Raw genomic sequence first — 14,894 nt, 5'->3', positions numbered from 1 at the left:
TTCGGAGTGTTTTACGCTCTGCGACCAACGCCAGGAACCACGCCCCCTGCGTGGGTTGACGCTCACGGGTCTGCAAACAAAAAGCCCGCCTGCAACAAGGGTGCAGCGGGCCTTTTCTTGGGACTCTTGGCCGATGGGCCTACAGGCGTTGGGTCCGATCCTAGCCGTGCGTACAAGGCCATGTCAAAAATTCGTGAAAACGACAAGTCATATGGCCATTACGCCGTCTTCAGCGGCGCAGACAAGGCAACCCGCAATCGGTTGCGCCCCGGTGGAAATACCTGGATACGACCGCACCACAACGGTGCGTAAATAGCGCTAACATTTGGGAATGCAAAGCATTACCATTCGCACCCTTTTCATCACCAAGTAACTTTGCCGATGCGTGCCACGCCCGTCCCTTGCCGTCTTTCCCCTGTGTCTCTGGGGCTTTGCGCCCTGTTCAGCTCCAGCCTGGCGTGTGCTGCCAGCACCACGTTGCCCGAGCTGTCGGTAACCGCCGACAGCGACCGGGATGACCCCCGGGTCAAGGAAGTGACCACCGCCACCCGCACCTCCACCCCGGCGCGCTACGTGCCCCAGGCCATCGATTCGATCAAGACCGCCAGCGTGCACGACTACGGCACCCATGACCTGGGCAAGGCCCTGAGCGGCATCCCCAACGTCAGCAACAGCGCCGACACCCGCTTCGACAGCCTGCGCATCCGAGGCTTCGACGCCAGCAATGACTTCTACCTGGACGGCATCCGCGACGACAGCCAGTACGTGCGCGACCTGTACAACATCGAACGGATCGAGGTGCTCAAGGGGCCGGCGGCGGTGCTGTACGGCCGCGGCAGCCAGGGCGGTATCATCAACCGCGTGAGCAAGGCGCCCGAAGCCGGCCGACACTCCAGCATCGAGGCCCAGGGCGGCAGCGACGACCTGCGCAGCCTGTATGCCGACCTCAGTGCCGACCCCAGCGACACCCTCAGCCTGCGCCTGAACATGGGCAACCGCGACAACAACAGCTTCCGCCACGGCATCGACGGCAGCCGCCAGCTGTTCGCGCCTTCGATGAGCTGGCAGCTCAGCCCGGACCTGAACTGGCTGGTGCAGTACGAATACAGCCGCTACAACCGCACGCCCGACCGCGGTATCCCAGGCGATCCGCGCACCGGTCGCCCGGTGGATGTCAGGCGCAGCACCACCTATGGCGACCCGCAGCGCGACTACATCGACGACACCGCGCAGTCGCTGCGCTCGCGCCTGAACTACCAGCTCAACGATGCCTGGCAACTGCGCCATACCCTGGGCCTGTTCCAGCTCGACAGCGACTTCGACAACACCTACCTCACCGGCTACAACGCCAGCACCGGCCTGGTCGGGCGCCAGCGCTGGCAGCAGGACCTGAACACGCGCAACCTGTTCAACACCGTGGAAATCGAAGGCAACGTGTCGACCTTCGGCCTGGAGCACACCCTGCTCACGGGGCTCGAACTGGGCGAGCAGCGCCGTCACTCGCTGCTGCGCAGCGGCAAGGGCGTGCCGGGCGTCGACCTGTTCAACCCGGACCGCGGCCAGCAACACAATGGCGTGCTGGCGGTGTCCAGCAACAACCATACAGACGTGCACAGCCGTGGCCTGTATGTGCAGGACCAGGTCCGCCTGAACGATCAGTGGCAACTGCTCGTGGGCCTGCGCCATGACCGGTTCGAGGTGGACACCACCAGCAAGGTCAGCGGCCTGAGCGAAAAGCAGCAGAGCAACAGCACCAGCCCGCGCCTGGGCGTGGTGTGGACGCCGCTCAGGGACCACGCTTTCTATGCCTCGTGGAGCAAGACCTTTTCGCCGGTGGGCGGCGGCCTGATCGGCATCACCCCGGGGGCGGCGGGCAACGCCAACGAAACCGGGCCTGAACATACACGGCAGAAGGAGATCGGGGTCAAGAGCGAGTGGCTGGACGAGCGCCTGAGCACCACCCTGGCGGTGTACGAGCTGGAGCTGTACGACCGCCGCAGCCGCGACCCGGACAACGCCGACCGCTACATCCTCACCGGCCTGCAGCGCTCGCGCGGGGTCGAACTGACCGCCACCGGCAAGCTGGGAGGCAACTGGTATGTGCGCGGGGGCATCGGCCTGCAGGACGCCACCATCGTCGAGGACACCGAAGGCAATGCCGGCAACCGCATCAACGACGTGGCGCGGCGCAACGCCAGCCTGTTCGTCACCTGGAAACCGGAAATGGGCTGGTACGCCGAAACGGGTGTGACACTGGTGGGGCAGCGTTATGCCGATACCAGGAACACCATCGTGCTGCCGGGGTATGGCAGCTGGGACGCGCTGGTGGGCTGGCGCACGCAGGATTGGGATGTGCGCGCGGCGCTGAGCAACATTGCCGACAAGACCTACTACAGTTCGGCGACCAGTGCCGGGCAGATCCAGTTCGGTGATCCGCGCAGCCTGGTGGTGACGGGTACCTACAACTTCTAGAACTGCGGTGCTGCCATCGCGGGTCAAGCCCGCTCCCACAAAGACCGCGCCACCCCCTGTGGGAGCGGGCTTGACCCGCGATGAGGCCAGTACAGCCTCCACAAAAAAGGGCACCACCGCAATCGGTGGCGCCCTTTCCAGTTCAGCGGTAGCACACCCCCAGCAGCGCATCGAGCTCTGCCTCGGTGATCAACCCCTGTGGATAACGTTCCACCAGTGCACGTCGTGGATCGGTCTTCCTGACCCGGAGGGTTCCATGGTGTTTCAACCACTGCGCCACTGCCTCAAGCGCCTCGAGGTTCACCACCGACGGGTGAGAAACCGGTTCACTTGTCGCATTCATTTCCACACGTACTCCCCAGAAGTGTGAGCGGCTACCTTAATCAAACTTTGTGACAGAACTGCGCCGTCGTACTTGCTTGAAATACAAGGCAAAACGAATACAAGAGGTGTGCCAGTTGCGTCGCCGGCCATCGCGCAGGCAAAAAAAAGCCCGTCGATGACGGGCTTGATTTGCCAGGCCGCTCTCAGCGCTTGGCAGGGGCGGGTTGCTGCTGGGTCAGGCAATGGATGTTGCCACCGCCCAGCAACAGCTCGCGGCCCGGCACCATGACCACTTCGTGATCGGGGAACAGACGCGCCAGGACCGCTCTGGCCTCGGCATCGGCGGGGTCGTCGAAGCTCGGCGCGATGATCCCGCCGTTGACGATCAGGAAGTTCACGTAGGAACCGGCCAGGCGTACCGACGGGTTGCGCTCCTGGCTGCCGGCCACCAGATCGACCCCGGCGCACTCCTCTTCGGTAGCGTACAACGGGCCCGGGATCGGCATCTTGTGCACCACGAATTCACGGCCCTTGGCATCGCGCTGGCTTTGCAGCACCGCCAGGGCGGCGCGGCAGCGTGCGTAGTTGGGGTCTTGCGAATCATCGGTCCAGGCCAGTAACACTTCGCCCGGGCGAACGTAACAACAGAAGTTGTCCACATGCCCGTCGGTTTCGTCGTTGTACAGGCCCTCGGGCAGCCACACGATGGTGTCCACCGCCAGTTGATCGCGCAGGATCGCCTCGATCTGCTCGCGATTCAGGTGCGGGTTGCGGTTGTGGTTGAGCAGACACTCCTCGGTGGTGATCAGGGTGCCTTCCCCATCCACGTGAATCGAGCCGCCTTCGAGCACGAAGCCCTCGGTGCGGTAACGCTGGCAGCGCTCCATTTCCAGCACCTTGGCCGCCACCTGTTCGTCGCGGTTCCACGGCGCGTACAGGCCGCCCTCGAAGCCGCCCCAGCTGTTGAAGCCCCAGTGCACGCCGCGCACTTCGCCGCTGTCGTTGATCACGAAGGTCGGGCCGGTGTCACGCACCCAGGCGTCGTCGTTGCTGATTTCCACCACACGGATGTTGGGCATGTCCAGTTGCGCACTGGCGTTTTCGTACTGGCCGGCCGACACACCCACGGTGACCGGCTCGAAACGCGCGATGGCCTTGGCCACCGCCACGTGGGCGGCCTGGGCCGGCTTGCCGCCCAGGCGCCAGTTGTCCGGGCGCTCGGGCCACAGCATCCATACCTGGGTTTGCGGTGCCCACTCGGCAGGCATGTGGAAGCCGTCGGCGCGCGGGGTAGTGTTCAGGGTCTTCATGGTCAGGATTCCAGTGAACCGTCGAGGGTTTTGATCGCACCATACAGGTTCGGACGGCGGTCACGGAAGGTGCCCCAGGCGCTGCGCACGTGTTCCAGTTTGTCCAGGTCGAAGCTGTGCACCAGCACGCCCTCTTCGGTCTGGTCCAGTTCCTCGACCTTTTCGCCGAACTGGTTGGCGATGAACGACGAGCCGTAGAAGGTGATGGCGTAGCCGTCCTGTTCTTCGCGGCCGATGCGGTTGCTGGCCACCAGCGGCATCAGGTTGGCGCCGGCGTGCCCCTGCTGCACACGCTGCCAGTGCTCGCGGGAGAGGATATTGGCATCGTGCGGTTCGCTGCCGATGGCGGTGGGGTAGAACAAAATCTCCGCGCCCAGCAGCGCCATGCTGCGGGCGCACTCGGGGAACCACTGGTCCCAGCAGATGCCCACGCCGATCTTGGCGTAGCGGGTCTGCCACACCTTGAAGCCGGTGTCGCCGGGGTTGAAGTAGTACTTCTCGTGGTAGCCGGGGCCGTCGGGGATGTGGCTCTTGCGGTACACGCCCAGGTTGCTGCCGTCGGCGTCGATGATCGCGATGCTGTTGAAGCGGGCGCGGCCGGCCAGCTCGTAGTAGCTGATGGGCAGCACCACCTGCAGCTCCCTGGCGAGCGTCTGGAAGTGCGCGATGGCGGCGTTGGTTTCGGTGCGCGTAGCCAGTTGCAGGTAGTCGGCATTGGGCTTCTGGCAGAAGTACGGGGTTTCGAACAGTTCCTGGATCAGGATGATCTGCGCGCCCTTGGCGGCGGCTTCGCGCACCAGCTTTTCGGCGGTGGCGAGATTTGCCTGGCGGTCCCAGGAACAAGCCATCTGGGTGGCGGCGACGGTGACGGTACGGCTCATGGGAACCTCCTTGGGAAGGTACAAGGGAAGACGATGAGCACTTTATAGCCGATAAATATCGACTTTAAAAGCCAAAAATAATTAAATCCCTCAGGTTCGTCCGATTATTAACCGATATTAATCGACTCAAGGGAGGGTTCGTTGACTGCTTCGCTGGCAAGCCAGCGAATGCAGGACAGCGCCCTCCCGACTCCGCCGCTACACCCCCTGCGTCAACACCCGCTCCACACTGTCCACAAAGAAATCCACGCTCGTCCGCGTAGTGCACATGGGCGGCTTGATCTTGAGGATGTTCAGGTAGTCACCGGTCGGCTGCATGAAGATGCCCAGCTCGCGCAGACGCTCGCACAGCGCCGCCGTCTCTTCGGTGGCCGGTTCCAGGCTGGCGGCATCGCGCACCAGCTCCAGGCCCAGGTAGAACCCCGACCCATGCACCGCACCTGCCAGCAGATACTTATCGACAAGCGCCTGCAGACGCGCCTTGAAGTACCCACCCACCTCGCGCGCGTTGTCCCACAGGCCCTCCTCTTCCATCACGTCCAGCACCGCCATGCCGATACGGCAGCTCACCGGGCTGCCACCGGCCGACGAGAAGAAGTAACCTTCGGCCTCCAGCGCCTCGGCGATCTCGCGCCGGGTGATCACTGCGCCCAGCGGCTGGCCGTTGCCCATGCCCTTGGCCATGGTGATGATATCCGGCACCACACCCTGCTGCTCGAAGCCCCAGAAGTACTCGCCCAGCCGCCCATAGCCCACCTGCACCTCGTCGGCGATGCATACCCCGCCCCGCGCGCGCACCCTGGCATACACCTGCTGCAGATACCCCGCCGGCAACGGAATGCCGCCGGCATTGCCGTACACAGGCTCGCAGATGAACCCCGCCAGCTGACGCTCACCGATCTCGGCCAGGCGTTCGTCGACATCGCGCACATAGTCGGCGGTGGTGTCCTGCCCACGGTATTTGCCACGGTAGGTGTTCGGTGCGGTCACCGGGTGCACCCAGTCGGGCCGGGTGCTCAATGCCTGCGGGTTGTCGGCGATGGAGGTCGAGATGGCATCGGTGGCCACCGACCAGCCGTGGTACGCCTCCAGCACGCTGAGCATGTCGCGCCCGCCGCTGGCCGCCCACGCCAGGCGGATCGCCAGGTCGTTGGCCTCGGTGCCGCTGTTGACCAGGAACACCCGGTCCATCCCCGGCGGCGCCAGCGCCAGCAGGCGCTCGGAAAACTCGGCGATGGCCGCATAGTGAAAGCGCGAGTTGGTGTTGAGCAGCGACCACTGGCGCGCCGACTCGCTCACCATGCGCGGGTGCCCATGGCCCAGCACCGCGACGTTGTTGAGCATGTCCAGGTACGAGCGCCCCTGCATGTCGATCAGGTAGTTGCGCCAGCCGCGCTCGATATGTGGCGGCTGCTGGTAGTAGTGCTTCTGCGAGCGCGCGAAGCTGGCGTCGCGACGCGCCAGCAGGGCATGCGGGTCGGGCAGTGGCGCGGCGTCGCAGTCAAAGCCCAGCAGCGCAGCCGGCGAAGGGCACAGCGCCTGCCACGCCAGCGCACGCGAAGGCGCGACGAAGTTCGGCGGTTGCAGGCCGGCCACGCGGCACAGCTGCACCTTGAGCTCGGTGGCGTGCCCCAGCGGCTCGCCCTGGGCGATGACCGCGCCCGATGCGGGGCTTTGCACCACCCCGCGCAGCCACAGGCTGGAGGCGTCACCTTCAAGGCACGCCCAGCCCTGCTCGCCGTGGCGCCAGGTGCCGGCAAACGGCGCCACCAGCGCACTGTCCACGGGCAGGTGCAGCTCCACGTGCAGCGCACAGGTGCGCGGTTCCAGCGGGTTGTCGATATGGGTCTGCGACAGGCGGTACTGGGCATACAACGTGCTGGCCGGCGCCGCATGGGTACGCAGCAGGTGCTGGTCGATGCCGGGCTGCTCCCAGTTGCCGGCGCTGAAGTGCTCGCTCAGCACGCCAAGATCGACCCGCGCCACAGCCTGGTCGCGCAACCCCGGCAGCAGCATGCCGGTGGCCGGCAGCGGCTCGGGCGCAAGGCCGGCCAGTTGCATGATCGCCGCCTCCATCAATGCAAACGGCACACCGGCTGCCACCTCGAAGATCTGCCACTCATGGGCCAGGTTGTCGCGGCTGTAGCTGTTGCCGGGGTCGACGCCCACCTGCTGCTCGCCACTGAGCACCAGCACCGCCGCGCGCGCCACGATCATCGGCCATAGCGCTCGCAGCTCGGCCTCGTGCAGCGGGTTGAGCGCATGATAGGCAGCGATGGCCGGCAGGATGCGCAGCGGGTCGCCGTCGACATGATGCAGCAGCGCCGCGCAGGTCACCGACAGGTCGGCGATGCGCCAGGTGTGCAGCAGGTCGCCGAAATCGATCACCCCCTGCAACTGCCACTCGCGTGCGCCATCGCGCTGCCACACGGCGTTGTCATCGGTAATGTCCAGGTGCACCGCCTGCATCGGCAGCTGCGCCAGAAGCGGCTCTAGCGCCACGCGGGCCTGCTCGGCAATGGCCTGCACCCGCACCTTGCGCGGCCCGTCGGCCAGCACCGGGAGCAGGTGGGCGATCACCGCCTGGGCATGGCGCGGGTCCCATTGCAGGGTGCGCTCCAGCCCGGGGTGGGTGAAGTCCGCCAGCGCCAGGTCGACCCGTGCACACAGCGCCCCCAGCGCGTGCATCAGGCGCGGCGCCATGTACGGCAGGCGGGTCAGGGTCTGGCCCTCGATGTAGGTGAGCACCCGTGCGCGCACCGGCTGGCCGTCGATCGTCAGTGCCAGCAGCGGCTCGCCACCGTTGGCACGACGAACGGCCGGTACCGGTACACCCTGACGGTGCAGGTGCTCCAGCGCCGCATGCTGGGCTTCAAGCTCCTGCTGCGCATAGTCGCCATGACAGACCTTGAGCACGAAGCGCCCGTGGGGCGTATCGACGCGAAAGTTCAGGTCCTGCTGGCTGCCCAGCGGCTGCAGCGTGCCTTGCAGCCCGTAATGCGCCTGCAGCAGCTGCGCCGCCTGGGCCGGGTCGAGATCGGGGCATGGCAGGCTGGCGCGGTGAATGAGGGTGTTCAGCGACATGGAGAAGGCCTCGATTTTTTTTGTCGCTTATATCGCCACCGCTGCTGCCGATAAGCAAGGGGAGTGACGAAGGGAAAGAATTGAACGTATTCTGACCCGCCGTCGATTTCGCCCTCCAACCCCGGGACAGACGCTTGAAGCAGGTTGCCATCCTCCAATCCAACTACATTCCCTGGAAGGGGTACTTCGACCTGATTGCGGCCGTGGACGAGTTCATCGTCTACGACGACATGCAGTACACCAAGAACGACTGGCGCAACCGCAACCGCATCAAGACCCCCAACGGCCTGGAGTGGCTGACCATCCCGACAGGGCAGAACATCAACCGGCGCATCCGCGACGTCGAGCTGGCCCCGGGCAACTGGCAGGCCAAGCACTGGAAGAGCCTGGTGGCCAACTACGCCAAGGCGCCTTGCTGGCACGAAGTGGCCGCATGGCTGCAACCGCTGTACCTGGACCGCCAGCACCGCAACCTGAGCGAGCTCAACGTGCTGCTGATACAGGCCGTGTGCGACTACCTGGGCATCACCACGCGCATCACCCGCTCGTGGGACTACACCCTGGGCGAAGGCAAGACCGAACGTCTGGTCGATCTGTGCCAGCAGGCCGGAGCCACGCACTATGTGTCCGGGCCGGCAGCCAGGGACTACCTTGATGAACGACAGTTCGCCGACAGCGCCATCGAGCTCAGCTGGTTCGACTATGACGGCTATCCCGCCTATCCACAGCAATGGGGCGAATTCAGTCACGCGGTCAGCATTCTCGACCTGCTGTTCAACTGCGGGCCCCGCGCCGCGCACTACATGAGGTATGCCCCACGATGACTCGCGATATTTCCACCCCACGTCCACCTCTCGCCAGCCTGGTCATCGGCAGCACCTCCGTGATCGGCCAGGCCATCGCCCACGGCCTGGCGCAACTGGGCCCGGTGCAGACCGCAGGGCGGCGTGATGCCGACGTGTTCTTCGACCTGAGCCAGCCCGACCGCGTACCCGCCAGCGTGCCGCCGTTCGACGTGGTGGTACTGGCCGCCGCCGACTTTGGCGGCCCCGGCATCGACGACCTGATCCGCGCCGAGCAGGTCAACGCGGTCGGCACGCTGGCCGCCTGCCAACTGGCACAACGCAGCGGGGCCAGGCACCTGATACTGATTTCGTCGGTGTTTGCCAGCCACGTCCCGGGCGACCCTCACTACAGCATCTACTCGCTGTCCAAACGCCACGCCGAGGAGCTCGCCAGCCTGTTATGCAGCGCGCACGGCATCGCCCTGACCATCCTGCGCCCCAGCCAGGTGTATGACGCCGCCGGTGCCTGCCGCACCCATCAGCCGCTGCTGTATGCCTTCGCCGACCAGGCCCAGGCCGGCAACGACATCAGCCTGTTCGGCAACAACGACGCGCGGCGCAACTACCTGCACCTGGACGACCTGGTGCAGATCTGCACCCGTGTGGCCGCCACCACGACCACCGGGCTGTTCAACTGCGTCCACCCCGACAGCCCTGCACTGAGCGAAATCGCCCAGGCCGCGTTGTCCGCCTTCGGCCAGCAGGGCCAAGTGCGCTTTCTGCGCGACAAGCCGGATGTGCCCGACCTGCCAGCGCAGCTGCTCGACCCGGCGTTGCACGCCGCCATCGACTTCATGCCGCAGGTGAATATCCACCAGGGTTTCGAAATGATCCGACAGCATCGGGAGTGCACGGCATGAGCACGGTCATGGTTACCGGCGTGGGCGCCATCATGGGCTACGGCCTGCTCAAGTCGTTGCGTGCCAGCGACCCGGCCGTGGTGCTGGTAGGCACCGATATCTACGACGATGCCGCCGGCAGGGCCTGGTGCGACGCCTTCGCGCAGGCGCCCCTGACCGCCAGCGCCGACTACCCGGCGTGGCTCGAACGGGTGGTCAGGCAGCACGCGGTCGACCTGGTGATACCTGGCATCGAGCAGGACCTGCACTGGTTTTCGGACCACCGTGAACAGGTGGCGCAACTGGGCTGTGGCGTGGTGCTCAACAGCCGAGCGCTGATCGATCTGTCCCGCGACAAGTGGGCAATGGACCAGGCGCTGGCCGCCGCCGACGAGCCGGCGCGAATCCCCAGCTACCTGTCGGGCAGTTTCGCCGAGCTGGTCCGGACCCTGGGCCTGCCATTCCTGCTCAAGCCACGTCGCAGTTATGCCTCCAAGGGCCTGGTGTGGGTACAAAGCGCCAGCGACTTCGAACCCCATGCGCACCTGCTGGGCGAGGTGCTGATGGCCCAACCGATCATCGGCAGCGCCGAGCAGGAGTTCACCGTGGCGGTGTTCGGCGATGGCGAAGGCGGCAGCTTCGGGTCGATCACCCTGCAGCGCAAGCTGGCCGCCGACGGTTCAACCGCCAAGGCCTGGGTGCGCCAGGAGGCTTCGCTGGATGAAGTGGTGGCGCGCCTGTGTGCACACTTCAGGCCCGTGGGCCCGACCAACCTGCAGTTTCGCCGCGACGCCGACGGCAGCTGGAAACTGCTGGAGATCAACCCGCGTATCTCCTCCACCAGCTCCATGCGCCGGGCCTTCGGCTACAACGAGGCGGCCATGTGCCTGGACTTCTTCCTGAACCGCAAGGCGCCCCCTACCCCCGAGATCCGACCGGGGTTCGCGGTGCGCTACATCGAGGAGCTCGTGGTCCATGATCGGGATCATTTCTGATATCCACGGCAACTTCGTCGCACTCTCGGCGGTGCTCGACGAGCTGGAGCGCCTGGGCGTGTCGCAGATCATCTGCCTGGGCGACACGGCCGGGTACTACTGCCAGATCAACGAGTGCTGCGACGCGCTGCGCGAACGCGGCATCTTCAGCCTGATGGGCAACCACGACTGGTACCTGTCGAGCAACACGCCCTGCCCACGCTCCAACAGTGCCAACGCCTGCCTGGACTACCAGAAGGGCATCCTCACGGCCGCCAACGCGGCATGGCTCGCGGCATTGCCCGCACGCGGCCGGCAACACGGCATCGAGCTGGTGCACGGCGGCTGGAACGACCCCATCGAAGAGTACCTGCGCCCCTCGCAGGCGTATTTCGAGGCGCTGCCCGGCACGCACTTCGCCTCGGGCCACACCCATGTGCAGATGCTCTGGCAGGGCCGCGACAAGGTCTACTGCAACCCCGGCTCGGTCGGCCAGCCACGCGACGGCGACCCGCGTGCGGCCTTCGCCACCTGGCACGCCGGCCAGTTCACCCTGCACCGTGTGGCCTACGACATCCCGCGCATGCAGCAGGCGATGAGCGACGCCGGGTTCACCGCGTACTTTTCCGACAACCTGCCCCTCGGCGCGCAGATCGGCGGCAGGATCAGCCACTATTAACTACGCGGGCATCCGGCCGATAGCCTGACGTCGGCCAGCGCTGCGTTGCCCTTGCACCGGCCGGCGCCTGGCGACAAGCTACGAGCCACCTGAACACCACCCGCTGCACCAAAGGCCATTCGACATGCGCATACTCATCACCGGCGGTGCCGGCTTCATCGGTTCGGCGCTGGTCCGCCACCTGATCGAGCACACCGACCACCACGTGCTCAACCTGGACAAGCTGACCTACGCCGGCAACCTGGAGTCGCTGCACAGCATCGCCAGCAATACCCGCTACGAGTTCGTGCAGGCCGATATTGTCGACCAGGCCACGGTGAGCGCGGTGCTGGAGCGCTTCCGGCCCCAGGCGATCATGCACCTGGCAGCCGAGTCGCATGTCGACCGCTCCATCGACGGGCCGGCGGCGTTCATCCAGACCAACATCGTCGGCACCTACAGCCTGCTCGAAGCCACCCGCGCCTACTGGGGCACGCTGCCGGCCGCCGAGCGCGAGGCGTTTCGCTTCCATCACGTGTCCACCGACGAGGTGTATGGCGACCTGCATGGGGTCGACGACCTGTTCACCGAAACCACCCCCTACGCACCCAGTTCGCCCTACTCGGCGAGCAAGGCCGCGTCCGACCACCTGGTGCGCGCCTGGCAGCGCACCTACGGGCTGCCGGTGCTGCTGACCAACTGCTCGAACAACTACGGGCCGTACCACTTCCCGGAAAAACTCATCCCGCTGGTGATCCTCAACGCCCTGGCGGGCAAGCCGCTGCCGGTGTACGGCAACGGCCAGCAGGTGCGCGACTGGCTGTTCGTCGAGGACCATGCCCGCGCCCTGCTCAAGGTGGTCACCGCAGGTGAGGTGGGCCAGACCTACAACATCGGCGGGCACAACGAGCAGACCAACCTCGAGGTGGTGCACGCCATCTGCGCTCTGCTCGAAGAGCTGGCCCCCGCACACCCGGCGGGCGTGGCGCGCTATGCCGACCTGATCACCTTCGTGCAGGACCGCCCCGGCCACGACCTGCGCTACGCCATCGACGCCGGCAAGATCGAGCGCGAGCTGGGCTGGCGCCCTGAAGAAACCTTCGCCACCGGCCTGCGCAAGACCGTGCAGTGGTATCTGGATAACCTGGAATGGTGCCGCCATGTGCAGGACGGCAGCTACCAGGGCCAGCGCCTGGGCAACAGCGATTTCAAGGACCTGATTGCATGACCAAAGGCATCGTACTGGCAGGCGGCTCCGGCACGCGCCTGCACCCCATCACCCTGGGCATTTCCAAACAGCTGCTGCCGGTATACGACAAGCCGATGATCTACTACCCGATCTCGGTGCTGATGCTGGCCGGCATCCGCGAGATCCTGATCATCTCCACCCCTCACGACCTGCCACACTTTCGCCAGCTGCTGGGCGACGGCAGCCAGTTCGGGGTGCACTTCGAGTATGCAGAGCAGCCCTCGCCCGACGGCCTGGCCCAGGCGTTCCTGATCGGCGAATCGTTCATCGGTGACGACTCGGTGTGCCTGATCCTGGGCGACAACGTGTTCCACGGCCAGCGTTTCACCGAGCAACTGCTGCGCGCCGCCGCCCACTCCAGCGGCGCAACGGTGTTCGGCTATTGGGTCAAGGACCCGGAGCGTTTCGGCGTGATCGAGTTCGACGCGGCAGGCAACGCCCTGTCGATCGAAGAAAAGCCCGCGCAGCCCAGGTCCAGCTACGCGGTCACCGGCCTGTACTTCTACGACAACGACGTGGTGCGCATCGCCCGCGACATCAAGCCTTCGCCGCGTGGGGAGCTTGAGATCACCGATGTCAACAATGCCTACCTGCGCCGTGGCGACCTGCGCGTGGAGCGCTTCGGGCGTGGCTTCGCCTGGCTCGACACCGGCACCCACGACAGCCTGCTGGAGGCCTCGCAGTACGTGCAGACCATCGAGCATCGCCAGGGCCTGAAGGTCGCCTGCCTTGAAGAGATCGCCTTCCAGCAGGGCTGGATCTGCCAGGAGCGTCTGCTGGAACGGGCCAAGGCCTTCGGCAAGACCGGCTACGGCCAGTACCTGTACGGCCTGACCGGAGACCAGCAATGGAAGTGATCGCCACCGCGCTACCGGACGTGCTGATCCTCGAGCCCAGGGTGTTCGGCGATGACCGCGGGTTCTTCTACGAGAGCTTCAACGCCCAGGCCTTCAGGGCCGCAACCGGCATCGATGCACAGTTCGTGCAGGACAATCATTCGCGCTCGCTGCGCGGCGTGCTGCGCGGCCTGCACTATCAGGTGCACAACCCCCAGGGCAAGCTGGTGCGCGTGACCCAGGGCGAGGTGCTGGACGTGGCGGTGGATATCCGCCGCAGCTCGCCGACCTTCGGGCAATGGGTGGCGGTACACCTGTCGGCCGCCAACCACCGGCAGGTGTGGATCCCCCAGGGGTTTGCCCACGGTTTCCGGGTGCTCAGCGACAGCGCCGAGTTCCTGTACAAGACCACCGACTACTACAACCCGAGCGCCGAGCGCTGCATTCGCTGGGACGACCCGCAGCTGGCCATCGACTGGCAACTGGACGCACCGCCGCAGCTGTCGGCCAAGGATCAGGTCGGCCAGTTGCTCAAGGACGCCGACCTGTTCCCATGAAAATCCTCATCACCGGGCGCAATGGCCAGCTCGCCCAGGCCCTGCAGCAGCGCCTGGCCGGGTTGGGCCAGGTGCATGTACTGGGCCGCGAACAGCTTGACCTGGCCGAGCCCGAACGCATCCGCCAGGTAGTACGCGAGCTGAGCCCCGACCTGCTGGTGAACGCCGCCGCCTATACCGCAGTCGACCAGGCCGAAAACGAACCTGCGCTGGCCTTCGCCATCAACGCCACTGCACCCGGTGTACTTGCCGAGGAGGCCGCACGGCTGGGCGTACCGCTGCTGCACTACTCCACCGACTACGTGTTCGACGGCAGCAAGGCCACGCCCTACACCGAAGACGACGCGCCCAACCCCCTGAGCGTGTACGGACGCAGCAAGCTGGCTGGCGAGCAGGCCATCCATGCCGTGGGCGGCGCGCACCTGACATTGCGCACCAGCTGGGTGTACTCGTTGCACGGGCGCAATTTTCTGCTGACCATGCAGCGTCTGCTGCAGGAAAAACCGCAGCTGCGCGTGGTCGCCGACCAGATCGGTGCACCGACCTGGGCCGGTAGCCTGGCCGCCAGCACCCTGGCGTTGATCCAGCGCTGGCAGGCCGGGCAGGCGGGTGCGTGGGGCACCTACCACATGACCGCGCAGGGCCAGACCTCCTGGTTCGGTTTCGCCCAGGCCATCGGCGAGCATCTGAAGGCTCAGGGCAGGCCCTGCGCGCAGCTGCTGCCGATCCCGTCCAGCGAATACCCGACCCCGGCGCAGCGCCCACTGAACTCGCGCCTGGACTGCAGCCGCCTGCGCCAGCAGTGGCAGGTGGAGCAGCCAGACTGGCGTCAAGCGCTGATCGAGTGCCTGAAGTAGCGCATAAT

At 65.8% G+C, this 14,894-nt stretch carries 13 protein-coding genes; 9 read left to right on the top strand and 4 right to left on the bottom strand.

The genetic code is table 11. The annotated features are described in order from the left end of the window. Positions 1–381 precede the first annotated feature (381 nt). Complete coding sequence (locus tag DN387_RS06620) at positions 382–2,472, top strand: TonB-dependent siderophore receptor (RefSeq protein WP_054915932.1); 2,091 nt, start codon at positions 382–384, stop codon at positions 2,470–2,472. A gap of 142 nt (positions 2,473–2,614) precedes the next feature. Here the strand turns inward: DN387_RS06620 and DN387_RS06615 are convergent, their stop codons facing one another. From DN387_RS06615 to DN387_RS06600, 4 genes are all read right to left on the bottom strand, one after another. Then, a complete protein-coding gene (locus tag DN387_RS06615; RefSeq protein ID WP_078481589.1) occupies positions 2,615–2,815 on the bottom strand; it encodes a hypothetical protein in 201 nt (66 codons plus the stop codon). Between the two features lie 184 nt (positions 2,816–2,999). Then, a complete protein-coding gene (gene aguA, locus DN387_RS06610) occupies positions 3,000–4,106 on the bottom strand; it encodes an agmatine deiminase (RefSeq protein WP_054915931.1) in 1,107 nt (368 codons plus the stop codon). A 2-nt stretch (positions 4,107–4,108) separates the two neighbouring features. Continuing rightward, entirely contained in the window at positions 4,109–4,987 is an 879-nt protein-coding gene (gene aguB, locus DN387_RS06605; protein WP_054915930.1) for an N-carbamoylputrescine amidase, read from the bottom strand. 198 nt (positions 4,988–5,185) lie between these two features. Continuing rightward, positions 5,186–8,071, bottom strand: coding sequence for an aminotransferase (locus DN387_RS06600; protein ID WP_054915929.1), 2,886 nt, complete (start codon positions 8,069–8,071; stop codon positions 5,186–5,188). 134 nt (positions 8,072–8,205) lie between these two features. Here DN387_RS06600 and DN387_RS06595 point away from each other — a divergent pair, with 134 nt between their 5' ends. From DN387_RS06595 to rfbD, 8 genes are all read left to right on the top strand, one after another. Further along, positions 8,206–8,895: a WbqC family protein gene (locus DN387_RS06595; protein ID WP_054915928.1), complete on the top strand. Its 690-nt coding sequence runs from the start codon at positions 8,206–8,208 to the stop codon at positions 8,893–8,895. Beyond that, positions 8,892–9,776 (top strand): NAD(P)-dependent oxidoreductase, encoded by an 885-nt coding sequence (locus tag DN387_RS06590; RefSeq protein ID WP_054915927.1) that lies wholly within the window; start codon positions 8,892–8,894, stop codon positions 9,774–9,776. Before DN387_RS06595 ends, DN387_RS06590 begins: the two co-directional genes overlap by 4 nt. Then, on the top strand, positions 9,773–10,750 hold the full coding sequence (locus DN387_RS06585; RefSeq protein WP_054915926.1) for an ATP-grasp domain-containing protein: 978 nt from the start codon (positions 9,773–9,775) through the stop codon (positions 10,748–10,750). Before DN387_RS06590 ends, DN387_RS06585 begins: the two co-directional genes overlap by 4 nt. Continuing rightward, positions 10,731–11,408, top strand: coding sequence for a metallophosphoesterase (locus tag DN387_RS06580; RefSeq protein ID WP_054915925.1), 678 nt, complete (start codon positions 10,731–10,733; stop codon positions 11,406–11,408). Before DN387_RS06585 ends, DN387_RS06580 begins: the two co-directional genes overlap by 20 nt. Positions 11,409–11,532: 124 nt before the next feature. Next, complete coding sequence (gene rfbB / locus DN387_RS06575) at positions 11,533–12,615, top strand: dTDP-glucose 4,6-dehydratase (RefSeq protein WP_043861652.1); 1,083 nt, start codon at positions 11,533–11,535, stop codon at positions 12,613–12,615. Further along, entirely contained in the window at positions 12,612–13,493 is an 882-nt protein-coding gene (gene rfbA, locus DN387_RS06570) for a glucose-1-phosphate thymidylyltransferase RfbA (RefSeq protein WP_054915924.1), read from the top strand. Before rfbB ends, rfbA begins: the two co-directional genes overlap by 4 nt. Further along, positions 13,484–14,029 (top strand): dTDP-4-dehydrorhamnose 3,5-epimerase, encoded by a 546-nt coding sequence (rfbC, locus tag DN387_RS06565; protein WP_043861650.1) that lies wholly within the window; start codon positions 13,484–13,486, stop codon positions 14,027–14,029. The genes rfbA and rfbC overlap by 10 nt, the downstream gene beginning before the upstream one ends. Beyond that, positions 14,026–14,886 carry a dTDP-4-dehydrorhamnose reductase gene (gene rfbD / locus DN387_RS06560; protein WP_054915923.1) on the top strand — a complete coding sequence of 287 codons (861 nt, stop codon included), beginning with the start codon at positions 14,026–14,028 and terminating at the stop codon, positions 14,884–14,886. The genes rfbC and rfbD overlap by 4 nt, the downstream gene beginning before the upstream one ends. Positions 14,887–14,894 lie beyond the last annotated feature (8 nt).

Origin of the sequence: Pseudomonas sp. FBF18 (assembly GCF_024261405.1) — a bacterium.
Taxonomy (GTDB): Bacteria; Pseudomonadota; Gammaproteobacteria; order Pseudomonadales; family Pseudomonadaceae; genus Aquipseudomonas; species Aquipseudomonas palmensis.
This window is presented reverse-complemented; position numbering and strand designations above follow the sequence as displayed.

Coding starts and splice junctions, on each gene's coding strand:
- aguB (WP_054915930.1), bottom strand. CDS start 4,987: ATGAGCCGTACCGTCACCGTCGCCGCCACCCAGATGGCTTGTTCCTGG.
- DN387_RS06585 (WP_054915926.1), top strand. CDS start 9,773: ATGAGCACGGTCATGGTTACCGGCGTGGGCGCCATCATGGGCTACGGC.
- rfbD (WP_054915923.1), top strand. CDS start 14,026: ATGAAAATCCTCATCACCGGGCGCAATGGCCAGCTCGCCCAGGCCCTG.
- DN387_RS06600 (WP_054915929.1), bottom strand. CDS start 8,071: ATGTCGCTGAACACCCTCATTCACCGCGCCAGCCTGCCATGCCCCGAT.
- DN387_RS06590 (WP_054915927.1), top strand. CDS start 8,892: ATGACTCGCGATATTTCCACCCCACGTCCACCTCTCGCCAGCCTGGTC.
- rfbB (WP_043861652.1), top strand. CDS start 11,533: ATGCGCATACTCATCACCGGCGGTGCCGGCTTCATCGGTTCGGCGCTG.
- DN387_RS06580 (WP_054915925.1), top strand. CDS start 10,731: ATGATCGGGATCATTTCTGATATCCACGGCAACTTCGTCGCACTCTCG.
- DN387_RS06615 (WP_078481589.1), bottom strand. CDS start 2,815: ATGAATGCGACAAGTGAACCGGTTTCTCACCCGTCGGTGGTGAACCTC.
- rfbC (WP_043861650.1), top strand. CDS start 13,484: ATGGAAGTGATCGCCACCGCGCTACCGGACGTGCTGATCCTCGAGCCC.
- DN387_RS06620 (WP_054915932.1), top strand. CDS start 382: ATGCGTGCCACGCCCGTCCCTTGCCGTCTTTCCCCTGTGTCTCTGGGG.
- rfbA (WP_054915924.1), top strand. CDS start 12,612: ATGACCAAAGGCATCGTACTGGCAGGCGGCTCCGGCACGCGCCTGCAC.
- aguA (WP_054915931.1), bottom strand. CDS start 4,106: ATGAAGACCCTGAACACTACCCCGCGCGCCGACGGCTTCCACATGCCT.